General features: G+C 63.0%; 17 protein-coding genes. 10 read left to right on the top strand and 7 right to left on the bottom strand.

Annotated features, from left to right (window positions below; translation table 11 throughout):
- Positions 1-34 precede the first annotated feature (34 nt).
- The 3 genes from CCR95_RS12845 to CCR95_RS12855 form a co-directional block, all read right to left on the bottom strand.
- Positions 35-1,843, bottom strand: a complete 1,809-nt coding sequence (locus CCR95_RS12845) for an IS1634 family transposase (RefSeq protein WP_201094926.1) — start codon at positions 1,841-1,843, stop codon at positions 35-37.
- A gap of 152 nt (positions 1,844-1,995) precedes the next feature.
- A complete protein-coding gene (locus tag CCR95_RS12850; protein ID WP_201094928.1) occupies positions 1,996-3,237 on the bottom strand; it encodes an anion transporter in 1,242 nt (413 codons plus the stop codon).
- Positions 3,234-3,755 (bottom strand): DUF2269 family protein, encoded by a 522-nt coding sequence (locus CCR95_RS12855; protein WP_201094930.1) that lies wholly within the window; start codon positions 3,753-3,755, stop codon positions 3,234-3,236. The genes CCR95_RS12850 and CCR95_RS12855 overlap by 4 nt, the downstream gene beginning before the upstream one ends.
- Positions 3,756-4,211: 456 nt before the next feature.
- Here CCR95_RS12855 and CCR95_RS12860 point away from each other — a divergent pair, with 456 nt between their 5' ends.
- From CCR95_RS12860 to CCR95_RS12870, 3 genes are all read left to right on the top strand, one after another.
- Positions 4,212-7,229, top strand: a complete 3,018-nt coding sequence (locus tag CCR95_RS12860; protein WP_201094932.1) for a PAS domain-containing hybrid sensor histidine kinase/response regulator — start codon at positions 4,212-4,214, stop codon at positions 7,227-7,229.
- A 227-nt stretch (positions 7,230-7,456) separates the two neighbouring features.
- Complete coding sequence (locus CCR95_RS12865; RefSeq protein ID WP_201094935.1) at positions 7,457-7,744, top strand: hypothetical protein; 288 nt, start codon at positions 7,457-7,459, stop codon at positions 7,742-7,744.
- Positions 7,745-7,800: 56 nt separating this feature from the next.
- On the top strand, positions 7,801-8,655 hold the full coding sequence (locus CCR95_RS12870) for a GNAT family N-acetyltransferase (protein ID WP_201094937.1): 855 nt from the start codon (positions 7,801-7,803) through the stop codon (positions 8,653-8,655).
- Between the two features lie 388 nt (positions 8,656-9,043).
- On the opposite strand, the gene CCR95_RS12875 is transcribed toward CCR95_RS12870, so the two are convergent.
- The gene (locus CCR95_RS12875) at positions 9,044-10,675 is read right to left on the bottom strand and encodes a 3'-5' exonuclease (protein WP_201094938.1); all 1,632 of its coding nucleotides are present in this window, start codon (positions 10,673-10,675) and stop codon (positions 9,044-9,046) included.
- Between the two features lie 3 nt (positions 10,676-10,678).
- Positions 10,679-11,728, bottom strand: coding sequence for a leucine-rich repeat domain-containing protein (locus CCR95_RS12880; protein WP_201094940.1), 1,050 nt, complete (start codon positions 11,726-11,728; stop codon positions 10,679-10,681).
- A 400-nt stretch (positions 11,729-12,128) separates the two neighbouring features.
- On the opposite strand from CCR95_RS12880, the gene phnD reads away from it, so the two are divergent.
- From phnD to CCR95_RS12900, 4 genes are all read left to right on the top strand, one after another.
- The gene (gene phnD / locus CCR95_RS12885; protein ID WP_201094944.1) at positions 12,129-13,031 is read left to right on the top strand and encodes a phosphate/phosphite/phosphonate ABC transporter substrate-binding protein; all 903 of its coding nucleotides are present in this window, start codon (positions 12,129-12,131) and stop codon (positions 13,029-13,031) included.
- 68 nt (positions 13,032-13,099) lie between these two features.
- Entirely contained in the window at positions 13,100-14,722 is a 1,623-nt protein-coding gene (locus CCR95_RS12890) for a methyl-accepting chemotaxis protein (protein WP_201094945.1), read from the top strand.
- Between the two features lies 1 nt (position 14,723).
- Positions 14,724-16,778: an ABC transporter ATP-binding protein gene (locus CCR95_RS12895; RefSeq protein WP_201094946.1), complete on the top strand. Its 2,055-nt coding sequence runs from the start codon at positions 14,724-14,726 to the stop codon at positions 16,776-16,778.
- 124 nt (positions 16,779-16,902) lie between these two features.
- Positions 16,903-18,765, top strand: coding sequence for an RNB domain-containing ribonuclease (locus tag CCR95_RS12900; RefSeq protein WP_201094948.1), 1,863 nt, complete (start codon positions 16,903-16,905; stop codon positions 18,763-18,765).
- Positions 18,766-18,948: 183 nt separating this feature from the next.
- Here the strand turns inward: CCR95_RS12900 and mepK are convergent, their stop codons facing one another.
- Positions 18,949-19,476: a peptidoglycan L,D-endopeptidase MepK gene (gene mepK / locus CCR95_RS12905; protein WP_201094950.1), complete on the bottom strand. Its 528-nt coding sequence runs from the start codon at positions 19,474-19,476 to the stop codon at positions 18,949-18,951.
- Positions 19,477-19,839: 363 nt separating this feature from the next.
- Here mepK and CCR95_RS12910 point away from each other — a divergent pair, with 363 nt between their 5' ends.
- Complete coding sequence (locus CCR95_RS12910; protein WP_201094952.1) at positions 19,840-20,517, top strand: lytic transglycosylase domain-containing protein; 678 nt, start codon at positions 19,840-19,842, stop codon at positions 20,515-20,517.
- 42 nt (positions 20,518-20,559) lie between these two features.
- Here CCR95_RS12910 and CCR95_RS12915 read toward each other — a convergent pair whose 3' ends face one another.
- Complete coding sequence (locus CCR95_RS12915) at positions 20,560-20,859, bottom strand: hypothetical protein (RefSeq protein WP_338115395.1); 300 nt, start codon at positions 20,857-20,859, stop codon at positions 20,560-20,562.
- 232 nt (positions 20,860-21,091) lie between these two features.
- Between CCR95_RS12915 and sat the strand changes: the two genes are divergently transcribed.
- Complete coding sequence (gene sat / locus CCR95_RS12920; protein WP_201094954.1) at positions 21,092-22,279, top strand: sulfate adenylyltransferase; 1,188 nt, start codon at positions 21,092-21,094, stop codon at positions 22,277-22,279.
- Positions 22,280-22,593: 314 nt separating this feature from the next.
- On the top strand, positions 22,594-23,868 hold the full coding sequence (locus CCR95_RS12925; RefSeq protein WP_201095221.1) for an O-acetylhomoserine aminocarboxypropyltransferase/cysteine synthase family protein: 1,275 nt from the start codon (positions 22,594-22,596) through the stop codon (positions 23,866-23,868).
- The last annotated feature ends 23 nt before the right edge of the window (positions 23,869-23,891 follow it).

A 23,891-nucleotide genomic window follows, 5' to 3' on the forward strand; every position in this document is an offset into this window, starting at 1 on the left:
ACTACATTCGTGAAATTTTGTGAAACCGGACGATTCAGACAATCATTTTCTGTATCCCTCCCGGGCTGGGATCGCTGCCCAGCGCCTGGATGATCGCCAGCTGCGCCGGCTCGGCGCGGGTCGCCTTGCGCACATGCAGGGTGCGCCCGTCCGCCCGGCGGAAGGTGGCGGTCACCCGGCACTGGCCGGCGAGGCGATCGCGCAGGGTCGACCAGCGCTCGCGGATGCCGTGCGCGCGCAAGCGGCGACGGATCAGTTGCACGAACTGATAGGCCAGCACCGAGATGAACAGGTGGCCGTCGACCCGCGCCTCGGTGCGGTGATCGATCGGGCGCAAACCCAATTCGGATTTCAGGGAGCGGAACACGGCCTCCAGGTCGGTGAGCATGGTGTAGGTCCGCCACAGTTGTTCGGCGTCCCAGGTCAATTCATTGGTGCGCAGGCAGTAGACCCCGGGGTGGGTCAGCATGGTCCCGGCGACCGGCTGGCGTTCCCAGCGGATCGCCTGGGCCGTCTTGCCCGTGGCGTCCGCATCGATCTCAATGCGGTAGTGCTGTCCGACCCCGTGGCTCTTGGCCTTCAGGCGCCCGATGCGTTCCCAGAGCTTGTCGATCGCCTTGGTGGTGCGTGGCCGCGCCAAGCCGTCATGCAGGGCCTGCAAGGCGGCCTCGAAACGCTGGGTGAAACGCTCGGAGATCCCCTTCTCCTTGCCGGCCCGGCATTCGGAAAAGCAATACAGCCGCACCTCCTCACCGTCGGCGTCAAGCACCCGTTGGATGGCCAGCGCCTCACCACTGGCGGTCGTCAGCGACGTGGCCGCGGTGGCATCGAACTGGCGCTGGCGCTCGCGGCTGACCACCAGGTAGCGATAGCCCTGGGTGCGCAGCCAGAGCATGTTCTCTGCGGTCGCGATCCCGGCGTCCATCACCACCAAGGCGCCGCGCGGCGCCCCCAATCCCCGCAGCATGCCGTCCAGGGTCGTGCCCTCGCTCACCGCGCCATCGAAGGTTTGGGAGCGGCGTACAAAGCCACTGCCATCCAGCACCAGCCCCAACGTCACCAGCGGGCAGTCGCTACGCTTCTCCTTGGAGTGTCCGCGCTGCGCCTTGGGGTTGGCCGCCGCCGCCCCCTCGAAAAAAGTGTTGGTCAGATCATCGAGGGTGACCGTCCAGTCCAGCCCGAACAGGTCACTGACGCGCGTAAAGACCGTTTGTTCGATCACCGCCCGGTGCCGCATCAGCAAGTCCGCCGCCCGGTAGAACGGTGCCAAGGGGAGGGTCTCGAAGTCGACCTCCAGCCATTCCCCCAGCGCACTGCGCTCACCCAGCCAGCGGTGCGTCGCCCGTTCCGAGCCCGGCGCGGCCATGCGCCCAACCACCGCCCCGACGATCAGCGCCCGTTGCGGGCCGCTCAGCCCCAAGTCCTGAAGCAGTTCAACAAACCGCACCTCGGCCATCGCCCACAGCGCCACCGACTCCACGCCCACGCTGCGCGGGCGGCTCAACTCCAGCGAGTCGACATCGACCGCCTGGACATCGCCGCCCGCAGGGCCGCCGGTCGGCGGGGCCTCGCCCTGGCGCGCCAACAACCGGGCGAACAGCCGCTGCGCCTCCCGTTCGACGGGTCCGGCGCCGGCCAGTAAGACGCCCTGGCCGCTGCGTAACTCATCCAGCCGCGCACAGAGTGCCGGCCACTCCTCCTGGGACAGCGCGAACTGGCGGCCCAAGTTCAGCAGGGTGACCTGCCGCACCCGACCGCCCACGCGTTCGGACTGCACCAGGCGGTGGGTGGTGTAGCGCTCCCCGGTGGCGCTGTTCGTGGTGTGGGTGCGACGAATGTACATCCCGGTACTCTACGACACCCGGCACCGGTTTTACTCTTCCACTATTGAATAACTTGGCACTACATTGCGATTTTCGGCCGGCGTGTACATAAAGATCAGATGGTTAGATGCCATCTGGGGGTGTTTATCAATGGGGTTATGTTAAAGATGGGTTAGCGCATTTGCTGAACCCAGAGCGCCAGGGCCGCAATCCCCAGGGTCACCAGCGTGACCGGGATGCCGACGCGGGCATGGGTGCGCCAATCCAGGCGGATGGCGTGCTGCGCGGCGGCCTGCGCCACGATGAGGTTGGCGATGCTGCCGATCAGCAACAGATTCCCCGCCAAGGTACTGGAGAGCGCCAACAGCGGACCGCTGAGCGGATGCGTCGCCACCGGCAACAGCAGCATGACCGCCGGGACATTGGAGACCAGATTACTGAGCAGCACACTGGCGGCAAAGAGCGGGAGAGGTGCCTGCAGATCCAGCCCGGCCTGTGCCAGGTCACTGACCGCCCGCGCCGGCAGTCCCGTCTGCTGAAGCGCATGATTGACGATGAACAGACCGACGAACAGGATCAACAGTTGCCAATCGACCAGGCCCAGCATGTGTCGGGAGTGCAACCGACGGCTCGTCAGCAGCAGCCCGGCCCCGGCGAGCGCCAGCAGATCCCGTGGCCAGGGTGCCCAGAGAAACGCGGCGAAGAGGACGCCGGCGACCGTCAGCCCCTTGAACGTCTGCCAGCGGTCGAAGGCAATCCCCCGATCTTCGATGCGCTGGCATTCGCACGGTTCGCTCGGCCCGGCGGCGCGCTGCCAGTGGTCGCGACCGCTCCAGGCGATGATGCCCCAGATCGCCACCAGCCCCAGAATCACCGGGAGCGCGGCCGTGGCCAGATAGTCGGCGAAGCCCAACCGGAGCGTCTCGCCGATCAGCATGTTTTGCGGATTGCCGATGAGGGTTGCCGCCGAACCGAGATTGGCGGCGCAGGCGAGCGCCAGCAGAAACGGGATCGGATCGAGTCGGCGCCGCTGGCACACCTGGGCGAGCACCGGCGCGATGACCAGACACACGATGTCGTTGCTGAAGATCGCCGACAGGAGGGCGGCGACCGCGATCACGGCCCCCAGGAGTGCCGGCGGCGACAGCGCCGGACGGTCCAGGCGCCTGATCGTCCAGTCGTAGAAACCGCTCAGGCGCAGTTGTGCCGAGATCACCATGAAGGCAAACAGGAGGGCGAGCGTCGGCAGATGCACCGCTTGCCACACCTGATCGAGCGGGACCGCCTCGGTGGCCACGAGGGCGATGGCCCCGAGCAGCACCACGCCGGTGCGGTCGAGTTGGAGCCAGGGCAGTCCCCCGAGCAGCATCCCCAGGTAGACCAGCACGAAGACGGTGACGATGAAGGGCGTCAAGGAATTCTCAAGAGGGGATCAGGGCCGGGCGTCCGATGCGCTGCCGGCGGCGCGATCGGTTTCGCGATCATCAGCCAAAGCGCGCCCAGCAGCGGCACGATGGCCAGAATCCCCCACCCAGTCCAGCGCCGCGCGTCGCGCCAGTAGCTCGCCGGAATCTCGCCGCCGGCGGCGAAGTCGCGCGCCTGGCGTGCTTGGCGGATCTGGGCCGGGATCAGGATCCCGACCCAGAGCAGGCCCGAGAGCCCAAAGAGCACCTGCCCCCAAAGCAGCCAGCGTACCGCCAAGAGGTCGAGCCCCGCGACCAGGGCCGCCCCATAGCCGCCGAGCAGGATCAGCACGACCCCGCCAACCGTGAACCACCAGTCCGTCAGCGTCACCAACCGCTGGCCGAAGGCGACCACGCGCGGGTCGCCGCTGCGGTCGGCGGCCAGCTTCCAGACCAGCGTCACGATGACGTTGCCGACCAGCAGCACGACGCCGAGGAGGTGGAGCGTTTTCAGCAGCGTGTAACTCATGCGATCTCACCCATGGGGCCTGTCTCCCTGGTGCCTTATCACCTGTCGGTTTCCGAAACCAGCCGGAACTGCCGCTCCAGACCTGCGTAGCCAGGCCATCTTGGCCTGATATTCCAGGGCTGGAAGCCCGGGCTACGCAGGGATCGCCAGCAGTTGGACCAAACGATGCTCAAGGCCGCGAAGTCTATACCCTATTGGACGAGGATCGCCTTCATGGTGTCGTGCGGGTCTTTGATCTCGACGAACCCCCAGCGCCCGAATCGCCCGTCGTTCTTGACCGCCGGCACCCAAGCAAAATGGGAGCCCCCCTGCCGTGAAGGTCGGGGGCTGCCGATGTGTAACGAGCCTCCTTCCCATGACCGTCTGATCTTCAGCGTATGATGGGCGGTGTCGAGAGGGCGGTCGTTCATCACGGCCCGCCAGTCCAACGCAGAACACGCCTTCGGGAGGCGGCGCATGTCAACGACTGACCCCAAGAGCATCCGTGCGGGGCAAGGCTTGTCGGCTCTGGCGCATGGCGAGGCGATAATGGCCAGCGACCTGTCCAGCAAGGTGTTGGAACTCATGCCCAACGGCCTGGCGGTGTGTCGGATGTTGTTCGAGGAGGGGATTCCCTGCGACTACATCCATCTCTATACGAATCCGGCCTTCCACGCGCAAACCGGGCTGGGACCGGTCTGCGGCCAGCGGATCACGGACGTGATTCCCGGGATCCGCGAGGCCGATCCCCAGTTGTTCGAGATCTATGGGCGGGTGGCGGCGGGTGGCGACCCGGAACGCGTCGAACTCGCGATCAACGCCCTCAACAAGCGGTTTTCGATTCAAGTCTTTTGTCCGCAACCCGACCACTTCGTCGTCATTTTCGATGACATCACCCAGCGTCAGCAGGATGAGGTTCAGCTCCGCCTCCAGGCGCTGGCGCTCGATCAGATCCAGGATCATGTCACCATCACGGATCTGAACGGCGTCGTGACCTACGTCAACCGCACCCAAGTCGAGGCCGCGTTACGCGACAGTGAACGCCATTGCCGCGTCCTGTTTGACAACCTCTTCGCCGGCGTGGTGGTGCACGGCCCCGACACCGGCATCCTGTTCTCCAATCCGATGGCCTCGCAGCTCCTGGGGCTGACGAGCGCACAGCTGCGTGGCGTCACGGCCATGGATCCGGCGTGGTGTTTCATCCGCGAAGACGGAACCCGGATGCCGGTGGCGGAGTATCCGGTGCATCGCGTCGCCGCGTCCGGCGTCGCGACGCACCAGGTGATCTTGGGGATTCTCAGGTCCGACCGCAAAAGACCGACCTGGGTGCAGTGTCAAGCGCATCCCATCCTGGGGGAGCAGGGTCAAATCGAGCAGATCGTCGTGATCTTTTTCGAGATGACCGAACGCAAGCAGACCGAGGAGATCCAGACTTTTTTAGCGCAGACCAGTAGCAAGGCGACGGATGCGTCCTTTTTCCAGGCGTTAGCGCGTTTCCTGGCCGAGCGTCTGGACGTGTTTTACGTGTGCATCGATCGTCTCGAAGGGGATGGCTTGAACGCCCGTACCCTGGCCATCTGGTGCGATGGACACTTCGAGGATAACGTCACCTATGCCTTGCGGGACACGCCCTGCGGCGAGGTCGTTGGGCAGCAGATCTGTTGCTTTCCGGCCAGCGTCTGTCAGCGCTTCCCGCTGGATCCGGTGCTCCAAGAGCTGCGCGCCGAGAGCTATCTCGGGACGACGCTCTGGAGCCATACCGGCCAGCCGATCGGTCTGATTGCCGTCATTGGACGGGAACCCTTGAACCACCGCCCGCAGGCGGAAGCGATCTTAAAGCAGGTGGCGATCCGGGCGGCGGGCGAATTGGAGCGGCTGTTTGCGGAGGAATCGCTGCGCGAGAGCGAACAGCATTTCCGCACCCTGGCCAATGGCGGCGAAACGCTGATATGGACCTCCGGACAAGACAAGCTGTGCGACTACTTCAATGAACCTTGGTTGCGGTTTACCGGACGCGCGCTCGCGCAGGAAGTCGGCAATGGTTGGACGGAAGGCGTGCATCCCGAGGATTTCGACCGGTGTTTGCAGACCTATGTCACCGCGTTCGACCAACGCCAACCCTTTAGCATGAACTATCGCTTGCGCCATGCCGACGGCACCTATCGCTGGCTGCGCGATGATGGCAATCCGCGCTACGACAGCCAGGGCGACTTTCTTGGCTATATCGGGTTCTGTGTCGACATCACCGAGCAGAAAGCGGCCGCCGAGGAACTGGATCGTTACCGTCAGCATCTGGAACAACTGGTCGAGGCGCGGACCCGCGAACTCATCCTCGCCAAGGACGCCGCTGAAACGGCCAATGTCGCCAAGAGCGCCTTCCTCGCGAACATGAGCCATGAAATTCGCACCCCGTTGAATGCGATCACGGGAATGACGTATCTGCTCAAGCGCGCCGGTGTCACCGCCCAACAAGCCCAACGACTCGGCACGATCGAGACGGCGGGACGCCACCTGTTGGAGATCATCAATGCCGTGCTGGATCTCTCCAAAATCGAGGCCGGTCAGTTCGCCCTTGAGGAGGTCGAGGTCAATGTACCAACCCTCATCGCGAATGTCGCCTCGATCCTCTGCGAAGGCGCGCGCGCGAAAGGGCTCGCCTTGGTCATCGACACCCAACCGCTCCCGTCTTCACTGCGCGGCGACCCCACCCGACTCCAGCAAGCCTTGCTGAACTACGCCACCAATGCGATCAAGTTCACCGAGACGGGGACCGTCACCCTGCGCACGCGGGTTGACGTGGACCTGAGCGACCGCGTGTTGGTCCGATTTGAGGTGCAGGACACCGGCATTGGGATCGCCCCGGCCATCCTGCCCAAGTTATTTTCCAACTTCGAGCAGGCCGACAATTCGATCAGTCGCCACTATGGCGGCACCGGGTTAGGGTTGGCCATCACGAAAAAACTCGCGCAGTTGATGGGCGGAGAGGTCGGCGTGGAGAGTACGCCGGGCGTGGGAAGTACCTTTTGGTTCACGGCACGACTCAACAAAGACCCGTGCGCGACCACCGCCGTCCCCGCGCTCACGGATGCCGCCGAAGCCATCCTCCTGCGGGACTATTCGGGCCGACGGATCTTGTTGGTCGAGGATGAACCGATCAATCGCGAGGTAGCCAAAATGCTGCTGGACGATCTGGGGATGATCGTCGAGATGGCCGAGGATGGGGCGCAAGCCGTTGAGCTGGCCTGCCGCCACGAGTATGACCTGATCCTGATGGACATGCAGATGCCGAACCTCGATGGATTAGAGGCCACCCGGCGCATCCGGCAGATGCCTGACCGTTCCCTGGTGCCCATCCTGGCCTTGACCGCCAATGCCTTTGCCGACGATAAAGCGCGCTGTTTCGCGGCGGGAATGAACGATTTCATCGCCAAGCCGATCGATCCGGAAGCGCTGTTCGCGGCCCTGTTGACCTGGTTGGCGCGGTCTTCAGCCTGAGGAGTTGGCCAGTGCGGATTACCCTCCAACGTTCTCCGTCGGGGTGTTTCGGATCGTCTCGAAGGGCAGCGGTTGCGCTCCGCGGATCGCGCATCTCCAGGTGCGGGACGTGGATACGTGGCGCTGGCTCGACGTGAGCGACTGCGAGTCCCTGGAATGAGACAGCGACTGATCGCCCAATTCCCGCCCGCCTTCCCCTCGACGCCCCACTGACCCCGGAGAACATCGTGACCGGTCGCCTCGAACTCACCGTGAAGTTTACCGAACTGCCTCAGCCCCTCCCGGTCAAGGCCGGCATGAAGATCGGCATTCAGACGGACACGGCGCTGGTGGTCGCCACCCTGCCGCCAAAGGTCTGGAAGAAGCTGGAACAGGCCGCGTGCGATTGGCCGTCCTGGATCGCCTCGCTGACCGGCAAACTCGGTGCCCAGGCGGGTTCGGATGCCGGGGCTGTGGTGGTACTGGAGCAAGCGGCGGTGCAGGTGTTCGAGCGGAAGGCGAAGGGTGCGGACTAACCCATGCGCTAGCGTCGGAATCGGAGCGCGACCATCAACACAGGAGAGCTGTCCAAGTGTCCTTGACGATTCGCACCATGACCCCTGACGAGATCGGTCTCGCGCTCGATTGGGCCGCTGCCGAAGGCTGGAACCCTGGGCTGTACGATGCCGCGCCCTTCCTGGCCGCCGACCCCGAGGGTTTCCTGATCGGTTTTCTTGAAGACGTGCCGGTCGCCATGATCTCGGCGGTTCGCTATGGGAAGACGTTCGGCTTCCTGGGCTTCTATCTGGTCCGTCCGGATCGGCGCGGACAGGGGTATGGCTGGGCCATCTGGCAGGCCGCCATGGCGCGTCTGGCGGGCCGCACCATCGGTCTCGATGGCGTTCTGGCGCAACAGGACAACTACCGTCGCAGCGGCTTCCAACTCGCCGATCGGCATGTCCGCTACCAGGGGCAGGGCCAGCCCGATCCGGCTCCCGAGCCTGCCGACGGGACGCGCACGATCCCGCTGACCGCCTGGTCCTTCGCGTCGCTGGCCGCCTATGACCGCGCCTTCTTCCCGACCGAGCGTCACGCCTTCCTGCAACGCTGGATCGCGCAACCCCAGACCCTGGCGCTCGGCCTGCTGCACGGCGACCGTCTCCTCGGCTATGGCGTGCGGCGCGCCTGCCGCGAGGGCTATAAGGTCGGCCCGCTCTTCGCGGACACGCCGGACGCCGCCGAGACCCTTTTCGGTGCGCTATGCGCTCGGTTGCCGGCCAGCGACCCGGTGTTCCTCGACACGCCCGCATCCAATCCCGCTGCCATCGCCCTCGCCGAGCGCCACGGCCTGCGGCCCACGTTCGAGACGGCCCGCATGTACGCCGGCCCCGCTCCTGCGCTGGCCTCTGAGTGCACCTATGGCATCACCAGCTTCGAGTTGGGTTGATCCGAAGAGCGCCAGTTCGGCGACACCGAATCATCGGAGCACCACCGCGACCGCCATGGCTCGCGAGCTGGAAACGAACGCGGCGGTCATCGTTGGAAGGACGACCCTAAGACACCAGGGCGCCATACTCTATGAACGCGGGTGATCGCGAAGCGGGCGGGGGCGACGGTTTGGATCGCTGTTGGGTCGAGACGACGAACTTCCAGCACACAGGTCGCGTCCTGGCTGGCAGCCGACACGCGACTTGCGGTGAAGAATGCGCGTGTGTTCCGGCAGGGTCTGCATCGGCTGGCGTAAGCGCAGCATGCTCCCGGCAGGGATTTCTACCCAATCCCTAGGAACGGACTCGCGCAGAGGAAGTCAGTTCCACTCGCATCGCGGCCTCCTCTCATTCCGCGCCGAGCGCCGGTGCATCCGTCAGACCCTCGATCTCCCCGGCCAGTCGGCGGGCCTCGTCCTCCAGTGCCACGATCTCGGCGCGAATCGCCTCGGCCTGCTGTTCGGCGATGGTCTCCAGCAGCTCCGGGCGCTCCTGGCTGAGTCGATGGAGTTCATGGTCGCTGCTCTCGCGTAGTTGCGCCAGTTCCTCCAGCGTGGCGAGGAGACGCACCTGGAGGCTCTCATAGAGCTGCCGGAGCTTGGTCAGATCCGCGTCGTCGGCGAAGTCCAGACCGCCCAGACCCTGACGGGCGAGGAAAGCGTTGGGGTCGTGGGCGATCTCGCGCAGCCGCGCGATGTCGCCCTGATCGTGGGCCTGATTGATCATCTGCATCAGGCGCTCGTGGATCGCCTGCCGTTCGGGGTCGTGAGTGTAGCGGTCGGGATGATAGAGCCGCACCAGTGAGCGAAACAGCGTCTTGAGTTCGTGCGCGTCGGCCTCGCTCAGTTCGCGCCGCGCGCTGGCTTCGGCGGCGGCCTCGGCATAGTCGCGCTCGGTCTCGGCGCGCGCCCGTTCATAGTCCGACCCGAGCGCCTCGGCGGCCTCCTCGCCCTCGACCAGCAGGAGGTCGAGATAGCGGCGCCGGTAGTTGATCGCCAGCCGCAACCGGTCGCGTCGTTCGTAGTGCGGACGCAGGAGCGAAAACAGCCGCGACTGGATCACGGCCACCGCCTGATGCTCGCGCGCGGACTCCGCCTCCAGATCCGCCAGCCGGGTGCGCGCAGCCTCGATCAGTCGGTTCAGCGTCGCGCGTTCGGGGTCGCGGTACAGCACCAGACCCTCGCTATCCCCTGTCGCGGTCGCGATGACCAGGGTGGGCGCGTCGGCTGACTCGCGCCCGGCGTCGACCGCGAGCCGTTCCAGATACCAGCGGCCCATCTCGGCGCTGCGCGGATTGCTGGACCCGGCGAGCCATTCCAGCCAGGCGCGCAGCGCCGTGTCATGGCGCGCGTCCAGGAAGGGACGGCCCTTGTACTTGCCAAAGGCGAAACGGGACGGAAACCAGGTCTCGGCGGCATAGACGCGCCATGCATCCCAACTCGCCAGGCCGCGCGCCTCGGCCAGTGGGAATAAGACCTGCCGCAGCAGATCGACCACGGTTTCGACATCGCCCAGCGCGGTATGAGCACTGTGCGCGGGCAGACGGTAATACTGGCGCAGGGTCTGGAGCTTGCAGTTGCCCGCCGGGATCGGATCGAGCAGCCGTTGCGCCAGACGCAGGGCGCAGAACCCGGCCCGTCCGATGGGCGCACGCCCCAGACGCTGCCATTCCGGGCGCAACACCTGATCGAGATCGTAGCTCAGATTGTAGGTCACCAGCGGGCGTTCGCCCGCATAGTCCGCGAAGGCGTCATAGACTGCCAGCGGCGGCTCGCCGTTGCGCTCCAGGATCTCGCGGGTATTGCCATTGACCCGCGCCGTCTCGGGCGGGATCGCGACCCCATGATCGAGCAGACGCACGAAGGGCGGACCTTCCGGCTCCCAGCCGCGCATCCGCTGTGCGGCCAGTTCGACCACGTAGATTGGTTCCTTGAGGCCGGTGGTTTCGGTGTCGAGGAGGAGCCAGTGGGTGTGGGGCATGGGTTATCGCCTCTGGACCTTGAGATTGGCAGGGGTATTGAGGAGGCGGACAGACTGATCGCATTCGAGCCTGGTCAGCCCCGGCACAGGCGAGAGATCCAGCGCGGCGAGTTGATTGCGCCAGCAAAAGAGCGTAGTCAGCCCCGGCACAGGCGAGAGATCCAGCGCGGTGAGTTGATTGCCCCCGCAGCCGAGCGTGGTCAGCCCCGGCACTGGCGAAAGATCCAGCGCGGTGAGTTGATTGCCCCCGCAGCCGAGCGTGGTCAGCCCCGGTACTGGCGAAAGATCCAGCATGGTGAGTTGATTGCGCCAGCAAAAGAGCGTGGTCAGCCCCGGCACTGGCGAGAGATCCAGCGCGGTGAGTTGATTGCCCTCGCAGTTGAGCGTGGTCAGCCCCGGCACTGACGAGAGATCCAGCGTGGTGAATTGCTTGTGACCGCAATCAAGTTTGGTCAGCGCCTGCCCCGGCGAGAGATCCAGCGCGGTGAGTTGGTTGTCACCGCAATCCAGTTTGATCAGTTCAGGCGTTCGAGAGAGATCAATGTTTGTTATCTCAAAATTACGACAGACGAGGATCTGAAGCCAGGCCAGATCAGGTCGCAGTGTCTGCCTGGAATCGGACCGAGTGCCTGTCAATCCAAGCGAGCGGATCAGCAGGCCTTCCTGCCAATGCCTCGGCACAAGGGGCAGGCGCTCGAAGTCCCATGTAAGGCTGCGGATAGTGCCGTCTTCGATCACCAGGGTGATAGGATCAAAGAAATCCCAAACTGCAGGCTCCAACCTGGAATCCGCCAACTGCTTCAACACCCATTCCGGCGCCCTCCCCAGAGCCGCCGCCCAATCCAGAATCTGCCGATAATCCGGCTCGCGCAGCAGATATTCCTCGATGCGATACCGCGCCGCGCTGAGTCCCTGCGATTCGGCCCGCGCCAGCACATCGCGGGCCATGCGGGCGATGACCGGATTGACGCGCCGCCCGGTTTCGGCGGGGTCCGTGCCAGGACGCGGCACGATGGCGTTCGATCTGGAATCCTGATGCTCGTCTGAAAACATCGGCGGTAGTCTCCCTGTGGCCTGGATGGCGCAAGCCTATACCACCGTTCGCCCTGGACGCTAGATTCTACGACGACGCTCGCTCCACCGTTGGCGATGATCCTGCTTTGGCGTTGCATCCGGAGGCTACACAGCAGGTCGATATTGATCGAAGGTAACGCCCGACCTTGTCTCTTGCGGCCCCTGGCGGTTAGCTCTCGTCACTCGATTCGCTACGTCCGCTGAGATGATCCATCCACTGCTTCAAGTCGGCAGATGGCCGAGCGGCTTCGTGTCCATAGCCTTCGTCATGGGATTCACATACACTTCGCTGGGGGATGCGGCAGTCGACAATGCGCTGCACCCGCTCCATCACGCGAAGGATCCGCAACCTTCTCACTCACGAGCACGGAGTGATTCAATGAATCCGAGATTCCGCACGATCCCGAGACAACTCATCCGCCTGCCGATCATCCTGGGCTTGGCCTTTGGACTCTTCACGACCCTGGCCGCTTCGGCGGCGGAGCCCGCGGGCGACCAGGATACCCTCGTCTTTGGTACCCTCCCATTGACCAAGCCGACCAAGCTGCTCGAACAGTACAAGGGCCTGATCGACTACTACGAAAAGACCCTGGGACAACCGATCAAATTCGAGATTGGCAAGGACTACGCGGATGCCATCGCCAAGTTCCAATCCGGACATTACGACTTCGGGCTTCTCGGCCCCTCGCCTTACGTCTTCGCCACGCAGACCAGCCCCTCCGGCAAGGACAATTTCAAGCTCATCGGCACCCTGGAAACCGACGGCAAACCCTACTACAGCGCGGTCATCGTTGCCGCCATCGGTAACGACGGCATCAACTCGCTGGCCGATCTCAAGGGCAAGCGTTTCGCCTTCGGTTCGCGTCTCTCGACCCTTGCCTGCTATCTCCCCGCCGACATGCTGATTCAGGCCGGCGTGATGGATGAACTCGCCGGCTTCGAATTCATCGATAAGCACGACGCCGTGGCGAACGCCGTCAGTCTTGGACACTTCGACGCCGGCGGGATGCAGGAGAGTCTCTACAAAAAGGTGGCCGACAAAGTCAAGCTGGTCCAAAAATCGGAGCCGGTCTGGGACTTCATGATCCTCGCTCACAAGGACATGGATCCCGCGCTTTTCGAGCGGATCAAGACCGCCACGCTTGAGCTCAAGGATCCCGCGGTGCTCGAAAAGATCAAGCCCAAGGTCACCGGCTTCGTCGCAACCGACGACAGCAATTACGACAACCTCCGCGAGATCATGAAGCGCGTGGACGCCAAGCTGGGCGAGCCAGCCCTCTGACTCTCTTCCGAATGGATTCCGTCCCTGACGGGATCCATCGGACCTTCGCGCGGCAGGGCAAATCATCGATGACGATCCTTCACGCAGGCAGTTTGACCTTCCGCTTTCTGGCCTCGATCCTGGGTGTCACCGTGCTTGCCCTGGCGCTTGCGATGGTTCTCCTGCATGTCGAAGTCAGCCGCCTGAGCGATCAGCAGACGAGCCTTGCGCGCGAGGCGCTGACGGTCGAGCGACAGCAGGCGGAGACACTTCAGAGCCGCGCATTGAACACAAAGGCCGAACTGCTCGGCAAGTTCATGGCGCGCACCGCTCCGGATCTCATCCTCACCTACGATCTCGATCTGCTCGCCCGCTACCAGGCGGAGGCATCGTCCGACGCCGATATCGCCTACGCGGTCTATCTGGACCCACAGGGCGAGCCGATGGTCGACGTCGAGACCCGGATGACGGAGGCCATCGAAACCCGCTACCCTGTCGAGTCACACGGCAAGCTGCTGGGGCATGTCCTGATCGGGCTGGACCCTCGCAATCTCTTCGTCTCCAATGAGGTTGCCGCCGAGCGGATCGATACCGCCATCGCCCACGCGCAGCAGTTGGGTAACACGGGCCAGGCGCGCTTCCTCGCGATCCTGGGCATCGGCTTCATCGGGATGCTCCTGCTGCTGGCGGTGCTGTTCCGCTTCATGTTCAGGCGACAGGTGATCCGCCCGCTCAAGGACACCACGGCCCTCATTCGCGAGCTCGCCCTTGGCGGGGGCGACCTGAGCCGTCGGCTGCCGATCGCCGAAGACAACGAGATTGCCCATCTGCGACTCGCCGTCAACGCCTTTATGGAGAATCTGCAGGGCATGGTCCGGATCATCGTCCAGGATATCCTGGAGTTGTCCCGGGTCGCCGCCGCGCTGCGGGAGTCGGCGACCATCCTGGTTGATGACATGAACACGGCCCACGCGCATACCAGCCAGGTCACCACGGGCGTCGATCAGCTGCTTTCCACGATCAAACAGGTCGCCCACAGCACCCTGCAGGCTGCCGCGGCGGCCAGGGTCGGGGAGGACAAAGCGAACGACGGCAAAACGATTGTCGCCGGGGCGGTGGCGGATATTCAGTCGCTCTCCAGCGAGGTGCAAGCCGCTTCGGCCGTGATCGCCCGACTGGAGGAGGCGAGCACGCGGATTGGCGCTGTTCTCGACGTCATCGTCGCCATTTCCAATCAGACCAACCTGCTTGCGCTGAACGCCGCGATCGAGGCGGCGCGGGCGGGAGAGCATGGTCGGGGATTCGCTGTCGTCGCCGACGAGGTTCGCTCGCTTGCCGTCCGCACCCAGGAATCCACGCTCGAAGTGCGCGACATCGTTGATCAGGTGACTAACGGAACCAGAAACGCGATTGATGCCATGGAACTCAGCCAGTCCCAGGCCGGCGCCAGCGTCGCTCAATCCGAGAAGGCCAGCGCCGCTCTTGAGGCCATTCTGCAGGCAGTGCACACCATCAATGCAATGAGTAAAGAGATAGCCGCCGTGGCCGACGAGCAGGCCAGGGTTGCCGAGGTGCTCAGTCAACAAATCGTCAGCATCGACGATCTGAGTGAAAAAACCGCCGAACGCGCGCAGATCACGCATCAGACCAGTCGCGAGCTAACCGACCTCGCGGACAGTCTCCATACCCTGGTGGGTCGCTTTAGCGTCTGATATGACCGATCCCCTGCTTCAAGTCGAAGGTCTGACCACCCAGCTCGGTGCCGTCGAGCGCCCGGCGAGGGTGGTCGATGGACTGAATCTGACCATTCGCGCGGGCGAGACCTTCGCCTTGCTTGGCGAATCGGGTTGCGGCAAATCCATGACCGCGCTGTCGCTGATGCGACTCCTGCCGCCCTCGGGGCGGATCCTCGCGGGCTCGGTTCGGCTCAACGGGATCGATCTGCCGCGTCTGACCGAGACCGAGATGCGCCGCATCCGTGGCGGTCAGATGGCGATGATCTTTCAGGAGCCGCAAACCTCGCTGAATCCGGTGCTGACGGTCGGCGATCAGATCGCCGAGGCGGTGCGGGTCCATGAAGGTCGCTCGCGCGCTCAGGTGCCGGCGCGGGTCGTCGAATTGTTGCGGGCGGTGGGTATTCCGGACCCCGAGCAACGGGTTGGCGAGTACCCCCATCAGCTTTCCGGCGGCATGAAACAGCGCATCATGATCGCCATGGCGCTCGCCGGCGATCCGCGACTCCTGATCGCCGACGAGCCGACTACGGCGCTGGATGTCACCATCCAGGCACAGGTGCTGCGCCTGCTGAAGGATCTTCAGCGCGAGACCGGCATGGCCGTGCTGCTGATTACCCACGATCTTGGCGTGGTGGCCGAAACCGCCGAGCGTCTGGCGGTGATGTATGCCGGCCAGCTCGTCGAAACCGCGACAGTGGCGGATTTTTTCGCTGCCCCGGCCCATCCCTACAGCCGCCGCTTGATGGAAAGCCTGCCGAGCGCCGACAAGCGCAGTGGCCGGCTGGCCGTGATTCCAGGCCGGGTACCGCCGCTGGAGACGGTCTTTGCGGGCTGCCGCTTCGCCGATCGCTGTCCCGCGGTCATGGACATTTGCCGCCAGGAGCCGCCGCGCTGGCTGGATCTCGGCGCGGGGCGGGGCGTGCGCTGCCATCTCTGGAACAGCGGTCAGCGGTCGGCGGTTAGCGATGCGTGGTCGGAATCAGGGAGTGCGGCGGCTGTCGAACCGAGCGCGCCACGGGATGAGCCGCTCCTGCGCGCGACGGATTTGAAGGTCCACTTCCCGATCCAGCGCGGCGTTCTGCGGCGGGTGGTCGGTCATGTCAAGGCCGTGGATGGCGTCTCGCTGGAGCTGCGCGCGGGCCAAACCCTCGCCCTCGTCGGTGAATCCGGTTGCGGCAAGACCACCGCCGGCAAGGGCATTCTGCAATTGATCCCGCCCACCGGCGGATCGATCCGCTATCGCGACCAGGAACTGGTCGGACTGGGGCATCGCCGGATGCGTCCCTTCCGCAAGGATCTGCAGATTATCTTTCAGGATCCCTATGCCGCCATGAACCCCCGCATGCTGGTGGGCGACGTGATCGGCGAGGGCTTGCAGGCCCTGGGGATCGAACCGCGCCGCGCCAACCGGATGCGCCGGGTGGCCGAATTGCTGGAACTGGTCGGCATGGATCCCGAATCGGCGCAACGCTATCCGCACGAATTCTCCGGCGGGCAGCGCCAACGGATCTGTATCGCCCGCGCACTGGCGGTAGAGCCGCGGATCATCGTCTGCGACGAACCCACCAGCGCCCTGGATGTCTCGGTTCAGGCGCAGATCCTGAATCTGCTCAAGGATCTTCAGGACCGACTCGGACTCGCCTATCTCTTCATCACCCACAACCTGTCGGTCGTCGCCTATCTGGCCCATGAGGTCGCGGTCATGTACCTTGGGCGGGTGGTCGAACAGGGGCGGGTCGACGAGATTCTGGACGACCCCCGTCATCCCTATACCCGCGCGCTGCTCTCGGCGGTCCCCGTGATCGACCCGGCGCAACGGCGTCAGGTCATTCGGCTGGAAGGCGACATGCCGTCGCCGGCGCATCCTCCCTCAGGGTGTTATTTTCATCCCCGTTGCCCAGAGGCCCTCGCGGAGTGCGCCCAAGCCTACCCCGCCCGGACACGCCTGAGCGACTCGCGGCTGGTGCACTGTTTCCGGGCCGAGGTGCGAGCGGAAGCACAGAATCCATCCTGTCAACAGGATGCGTCTTGATCATCGAAAAAGTTGAAGCCACTCATTGACAACTGATTTTTGCTAGTCCGGCGCGACTGAGCGTCAAGGGCTTGAGTTGGGCGGCTCGCCGCGTCAACCAAGCGAGGATCAATCCGCCTAATCAATGTTGATTAGGTTTTTGGAACAGGTTAAACGCGCCTTGTCGATTTATCAGGCCAATCCACCCGTTGACAGTCTCGTGCTCTACAAAATCCGCCCGGCGCGGGTCGTGAGCATTGGCGAGAAGATCGAGATTGAACTCGATGGCGGGCACAGTAAGCGCGTGCGCGCCAAGGATGTCGAACTGCTCCACCCCGGTCCCTTGCGCAGCCTGTCCGAGCTGGCGCCGCAGCATGGCGAGCTGACGGAGGCGTGGGAACTCCTGGAAGGAAGCGAAACCACCCTCAAGGATCTGGCCGAACTGGCCTTCAACACCTTTACGCCCGCCACCGCCTGGGCCGTCTGGCAACTCGTCGCCGAGGGTCTGACCTTCAGCGGGACGCCGCGCGCGATCCAGGCCCGCCCCCGCGAACTGGTCGAGCGTGACCTGGCCGAGCGCGCCGCCCGCGAAGCCGCCGAGCGCGACTGGAAAGCCTTTCTGGAGCGCATGGCGGCGGCCTGTCCGGCGCCGGAAGACACCCATCGTCTGGGCGAGGTCGAACGACTGGCGCTCGGCCAGTCGGAGCATAGCCGAATCCTCGAAGCGCTCGGCCATCAACAGACGCCGGGCAATGCGCATCGGACGCTGGTGCAGGTCGGCTACTGGGACCGCAATCACAATCCCTATCCGGTGCGGTGCGGCGCCCCCACACAGGATCCGGATCTCCCGGTCCCGGCGTTGCCCGAAGAGGATCGGATCGATCTCACCCATCTGCCCGCCTATGCCATCGATGACGAAGGCAACCAGGATCCGGACGATGCGCTGAGTCTCGATGGCGATCGGCTCTGGGTGCATGTCGCCGACGTGGCCGCGCTGATCGATCCGGACAGCGATCTGGAACGTGAGGCGCGCGCGCGCGGGGCGAATCTTTACCTTCCCGAGCGGGTCGTCAACATGCTCCCGAGCGCCGTGACCGACCGGCTGGGGCTCGGTCTCCAGCCGCTCTCGCCAGCGCTGTCCTTCGGTTTTCGCTGCGGGGATGCCGGTGAAATCGACGAGATCGAGGTGTGTCGGAGTTGGGTGCGGGTCGAGCGGTTGAGCTATGACGTGGTCGAGACGCAACTGGATACGATGCCATTCGCCGCGCTCCACACGATCGCCAACCGCTTTCGGGATCGCCGCTCGGCGCAGGGCGCGACCAGTCTGGAGCTACCGGAAGTCAGCGTTCGTGTCGTTGACGGGCAGGTCATCATTCGTCCGCTGCCAAGGCTCAAGAGTCGAGCGATGGTCATGGATGCGATGCTGATGGCCGGCGAGGCGGCGGCGCGCTTTTGTCTCGACCGGGGTATCCCGATCCCGTTCGCGACCCAGCCCCCGCCCGAGAATGCCGATGAGCCGCAAGATCTCGCGGGGATGTTCGCGCGGCGACGTTGCTTCAAGCCGACCCGTCTGTCGGTCGAGCCGGAGCCCCATGCGGGCTTGGGATTGGCGCTCTATACCCGCGCTACGAGTCCGCTGCGGCGCTATTCGGATTTGCTGGTCCATCAGCAGATTCGTGCCTGGCTCAACGGTTGCGAACCGCTGTCGGCGCAACGGATCATGGAGCGTAGCGGTGAGGCCGATACCGCATCCATCGCCATTCGGCGTGGCGAACGCCTTTCGAATCAGCACTGGAAGATGTTGTTTTTACGGGATTGTCCAACCTGGAAAGGGGAGGGCGTCGTGGTTGGCCGCGAGGATCGCAAAGTGGTTCTGCTGCTTCCCGAGTTGGCCATGGAGGTCCGCGTCAGGGTCCGCGACGAGGTGGAACTGAATCAACGTCTGCGGGTTGCGGTGGCTGAGATCGACGTCGCAGAACTCGCAGCGAGCTTTCGGATCCTCGGTTAAACGGACGCGACTGCCCTATCTCATGATCTGGATCAATTGAGCCTTGCGGTATCAACGTATAACCTCGCCTAAAAAGGGAGATTAGAGGCTTCTGCGGATTGCTGGAAACTCGGGCTTGGATCCGAGTTTCCTACGCGACTCAGGACTCAAAGCGACACATCGGCTACTCGGATCGGTGTCGCTTCAAGCGCCCCAGCACCTGACCTCACCGGTATCCAGATGGACAAAATTCGAGCGCGGGTAATAGCCAACGCCGCCTTGGCCGAGTGTGACCGCTGCGTCACGAATGTGGCGGATGGACAAATCGGGAAAACGGACATCGATCGCCTGACCCGTCAGGTGCAGGCTGTTTTTTGCGACGCCACGCGAAGATCGCCGAAGCATCGAGTTGGTTGTTTGAGAACGGTAGGCGCTCAAGACATCGAAGCGGGCGTCGGGATCGCCCAGGTGGGTTTTGACATCGTACAGCAGGTCGAAGAGCTGGGGATCCATCGCGACGGTCTCGCTGGTGCGGAAATCCCGGAAGAAGTGGTTCAACTGCTGGAGCGCGCCTCGTTGGTAGCGGTCACCGATTCGATAGACCACGCTGATACGCTCTTCCGTATGCAAATGATGAAATGAAAGTTGACGTGGTCGTTCGTAGATTTTTTTCGCAAGGACGGGTGCGGACGCTAGGGACAATAATGTCCCAAGGAAATAACGTCGATTCATGTTCCCCCCGGTACATTCTAGACGTTGACTGACTTTAAGTATGTGATTATAGACATGCACATCAAGAAATCAATCAAAAATTTTCTTCGCGCAGTTTCTCAAGAAAACTTAAAGTTTTACATGAGGTAAAAAACATAAGCAACTAACGTACAAGATTTAAGAATAAGTCGCTCACGATCTACTTGATTCGACTTTAACTTGCTTAATTAAAAAGGAATTTTCCTGGAAGCAGGGATTTTATGGCCGAATCTCATCGCGTCAGGGAAGTTAAAAATCGGCCGAGCAAGACGTTCGCTTCAACGATGTCTTGGAGCGTGAATTGAACTATGATGGAGCTGTTGCAGCCTTTCTGGGAGGTAATTGATGCTTGTTGCAATACGAGCTGTTTTGACGGTTGGCCTCGTTGCTGCGCTGTGTGGAGAGCCGGCTTGGGCGGATGTCTACAAATACGTGGATGGCGCCGGCAATGTTTATTTCACCGACACGCCTCTTAAGGGCAACCGATATCGGTTGGAATGGCATCGTGAAGCGAGAAAAATGGCGAGCAAGAGTCAGCAGCAAGAGGTTGACGCCAATTTTCAGCAGTTCGTTCCGAAAGCCTCTTCAAACAAGTCGCTGTCGAAGCGCCGATCCAACTATCACAGCCTGATCCTGGCGAACGCTCGTCGTTATCGCTTGTCTCCGGGGCTTCTGCATGCCGTGATCCGCGCGGAATCTTCCTACAATCCCGCAGCCGTCTCTTCAGCGGGTGCGCAGGGGTTAATGCAATTGATGCCGGGCACCGCCGCTCGTTATGGGGTCTCGGACAGTTTCAATCCGGTCGAGAATGTTCGTGGTGGAGCAGCCTATCTGCGCGATTTGCTTGATATGTTCGATCAGGATTTGCGGCTTGCGCTCGCGGGCTACAACGCGGGGGAGGGCGCGGTGATGAAACATGGTCGCAAGATCCCTCCCTATGCCGAGACGCAGGGCTATGTACGCAAGGTTCTCCAGTATTTCCGCGACGAACAGCCCGCCAGCATCGCGATGACCGTTCGCTGAGGGCTCGTCACCCCCGATCGGCGGATTCATCTGCCTCGCCGATCAATCCTCTCCGATCACGCGTTCATCGCGCGGGGTCGAGAGGATTTTCTCCGCTTCGCCTTGTTGTCTCGCGAAAATAAGTCGGTACTCAACTCCCGTCTCGCGGGGCTCCTGCTCGCGGCGTCCGCGGACGGTCGCACGCGCGTCCTGATACTGATCGACCGTTGCGAGGTGTTCGAGTTGTCGGGGTGGGGAAATTTTGTAGACGAAGTAAGGCATGTCAAGAGAATCCATGGACTGTTGGTCTTGTACCAAGACATTGGGAGTGAGATGCGCGCCCAGGAGCCTGCCGATCTTCATCCGCATCCGGTACGGCCCACATCGGCTTTGGTCACGCGCCCAACGACGATCATCGCGCTTGAGGCAGTTTAAACAGAGTCGAGTTTATCGTAAATCCTCACTCGGATTGTGCCGCAAACCCTTGGAAAATTGTTCGATCCATAAGCAGAACCATGCCAGGACCGGCCCGCGGTCGTGCTAAGGTTCCGGCGCGTTTAACCAATATAGAGATAGCCGAGAGGAGAGACAGGCGATGATCAAACCCGTGGGTTCCGAGACCTTGAAACCACTTTTTGTCTACGACCCGGACAGCCACCACGCACTGATGAGCGAGGCTGAAACCCTGCCATCGGTCATCATCAGTTCACAGGCCGCCGGCAATGCCGTCATGATGGGCGGCGGTTACTTCAGTCCGCTCGCTGGATTCATGAATGTAGCGGATGCCGTCAGCGTGGCCAACACCATGCGCATGACCGACGGTCTCTTTTTCCCGGTGCCGATCCTCTGCCTGCTGGAAAGTGTCGCGGCCATCGGCGATGCCCGGCGGATTGCCCTGCGCGATCCGAACGTCGCGGGGAATCCGGTGCTGGCCATCATGGATGTCGCGGCCATCGAGCAGATCTCCGACGCTCAGATGAACCTGATGACCGAGAAGGTCTATCGCACCTTGGATCCAGCGCATCCTGGAGTGGCGGCCTTCAACAGCCAGGGGCGACATGCCGTGTCCGGCCCGATCCAGGTGCTGAATTTCTCCTATTTTCAGGACGATTTCCCGGATACCTTCCGGACCGCGGTCGAAATCAGAAACGAGATCGCGGAGCACGGCTGGCAGCGCGTGGTGGCCTTCCAGACTCGGAATCCCATGCACCTTGCCCACGAAGAACTTTGCCACATGGCCATGGAGCGTCTCGATTGCGACGGTTTGGTCATTCATATGCTCCTCGGGAAGTTGAAGCCGGGCGACATCCCCGCCCCGGTTCGCGACGCCGCGATTCGCAAAATGGTCGAACTCTATTTCCCGCCCAACAGCGCCATGGTGACCGGCTATGGCTTCGACATGCTCTATGCCGGGCCTCGCGAGGCGGTGCTGCATGCCTATTTCCGACAGAATATGGGTGCGACCCACTTCATCGTCGGCCGCGACCATGCTGGCGTGGGTGATTATTATGGGGCATTCGATGCTCAGGTAATCTTCGAGGAAGAAGTTCCGTCGGGTGCGATGCAGATCGAGATTTTCAAGGCGGATCACACTGCTTACTCGAAGAAGCTCAACCGAGTTGTGATGATGTGCGAGGCGCCGGATCATACCAAGGATGACTTCGTTCTGCTCTCCGGCACCAGGGTGCGCGAACTGCTCGGCAGCGGGGTGGCGCCGCCGCCGGAGTTCTCGCGACCGGAGGTGGCCCAAATCCTGATGGATTATTATCAGTCGCTGGATTGAGTCTGAGGTGACCTGAGTGAATGTCCCCGTGTTGCGAGCCGACACGGGGATTGTCGCGATGTCTGATTTGTCGTTACCGTTGTCGTTACCGTTGTCGTTGTCGTTGTCGTTGTCGTTGTCGTTGTCGTTGTCGTAATCGGATCAACGACAACGAGCGATGGCCGAAACGATGCTCGACGTCCCGCAGACCGGCCAGCCGGGGGCGGTGCCTGCATCGACAGGTCCGGCTTCCATGGCTAAGATCCGGCAGGTTCGTTGGCACGCGAAGCCGCCGCCGAGACCGGGATAACGACATGACCACCACAGGAATCGCCATGAAGATCGAAACCCTCGCCATCCATGCCGGCTTCGCGCCGGACCCGACGACCAAGTCGGTTGCCACGCCCATCTATCAGACCACCAGTTACGCCTTCGACGACACCCAGCACGGGGCCGATCTGTTCGATCTGAAGGTCGCGGGCAACATCTATACCCGCATGATGAATCCCACCAGCGATGTGCTGGAACAGCGGGTCGCGGCGCTGGAAGGCGGCGTTGGCGCGCTGGCGCTAGCCTCGGGCATGGCCGCCGTGACCGCCGCGCTCCTGACCCTCGCCCAGGCCGGCGACAACATCGTCGCGGTCTCGACGCTTTATGGCGGAACCTACAACCTGTTTGCCCACACCCTGCCACGGCTCGGTATTCAGGTGCGGTTTGCGGCACCCAACGACATCGCCGGGATGGACGCCCAGATCGACGCCCACACCCGCGCGGTCTTCTGCGAATCCATCGGCAACCCGGCCGGCAATGTCGCCGACATCCAGGCGATCGCCGACATGGCCCACGCGCATGGCGTGCCGCTCATCGTCGATAACACGGTGCCTACGCCTTATCTCTGCCGTCCCTTCGAGCATGGCGCAGATATCGTGGTGCATGCCCTGACCAAGTACATGGGCGGTCACGGCACCACCCTCGCCGGCGCGCTGGTGGATTCGGGCAAATTCCCCTGGACCGAGCATGCCGAGCGTTTTCCGCTGCTCAATCAGCCGGATATCTCCTATCACGGCGTGGTTTATCCCGAGGCATTCGGCCCGGCGGCCTTTATCGGCCGCGCCCGCGTGGTGCCGCTGCGCAACATGGGCGCCACGATCTCGCCCTTTAACAGCTTTCTGATCCTTCAGGGGATCGAGACCATTCATGTCCGCATGGATCGCCATTGCGAGAATGCCGTCGCGGTGGCCAATTTCCTCAAGGATCATCCCAAAGTGGGCTGGGTGCGCTACGCCGGACTGCCCGACAGCCCGGATTATCCGCTGATCCAGAAATACATGGACGGCGCCAAGGCGAGTTCCATTCTGTCGTTCGGCATCAAGGGCGGCATCGAGGCCGGCGCGCGCTTCATCGACGCGCTCAAGCTCACGGTGCGTCTGGTCAATATCGGCGACGCCAAAACGCTCGCCTGCCATCCGGCCACCACCACGCACCGCCAGCTCGCGCCGGAGGAGCTGGCGCGCGCGGGGGTCTCGGAGGATCTGATCCGGCTGTCCATCGGCATCGAGCATCTCGACGACATCGTGGCCGATCTGGAGCAGGCATTGGCGGCGGCGTAAATCCAACGCTCATCTCCGCGCAC

It is taken from the genome of Thiocystis minor, from assembly GCF_016653465.1.
In the GTDB taxonomy this organism is placed as follows: Bacteria; Pseudomonadota; Gammaproteobacteria; order Chromatiales; family Chromatiaceae; genus Chromatium; species Chromatium minus.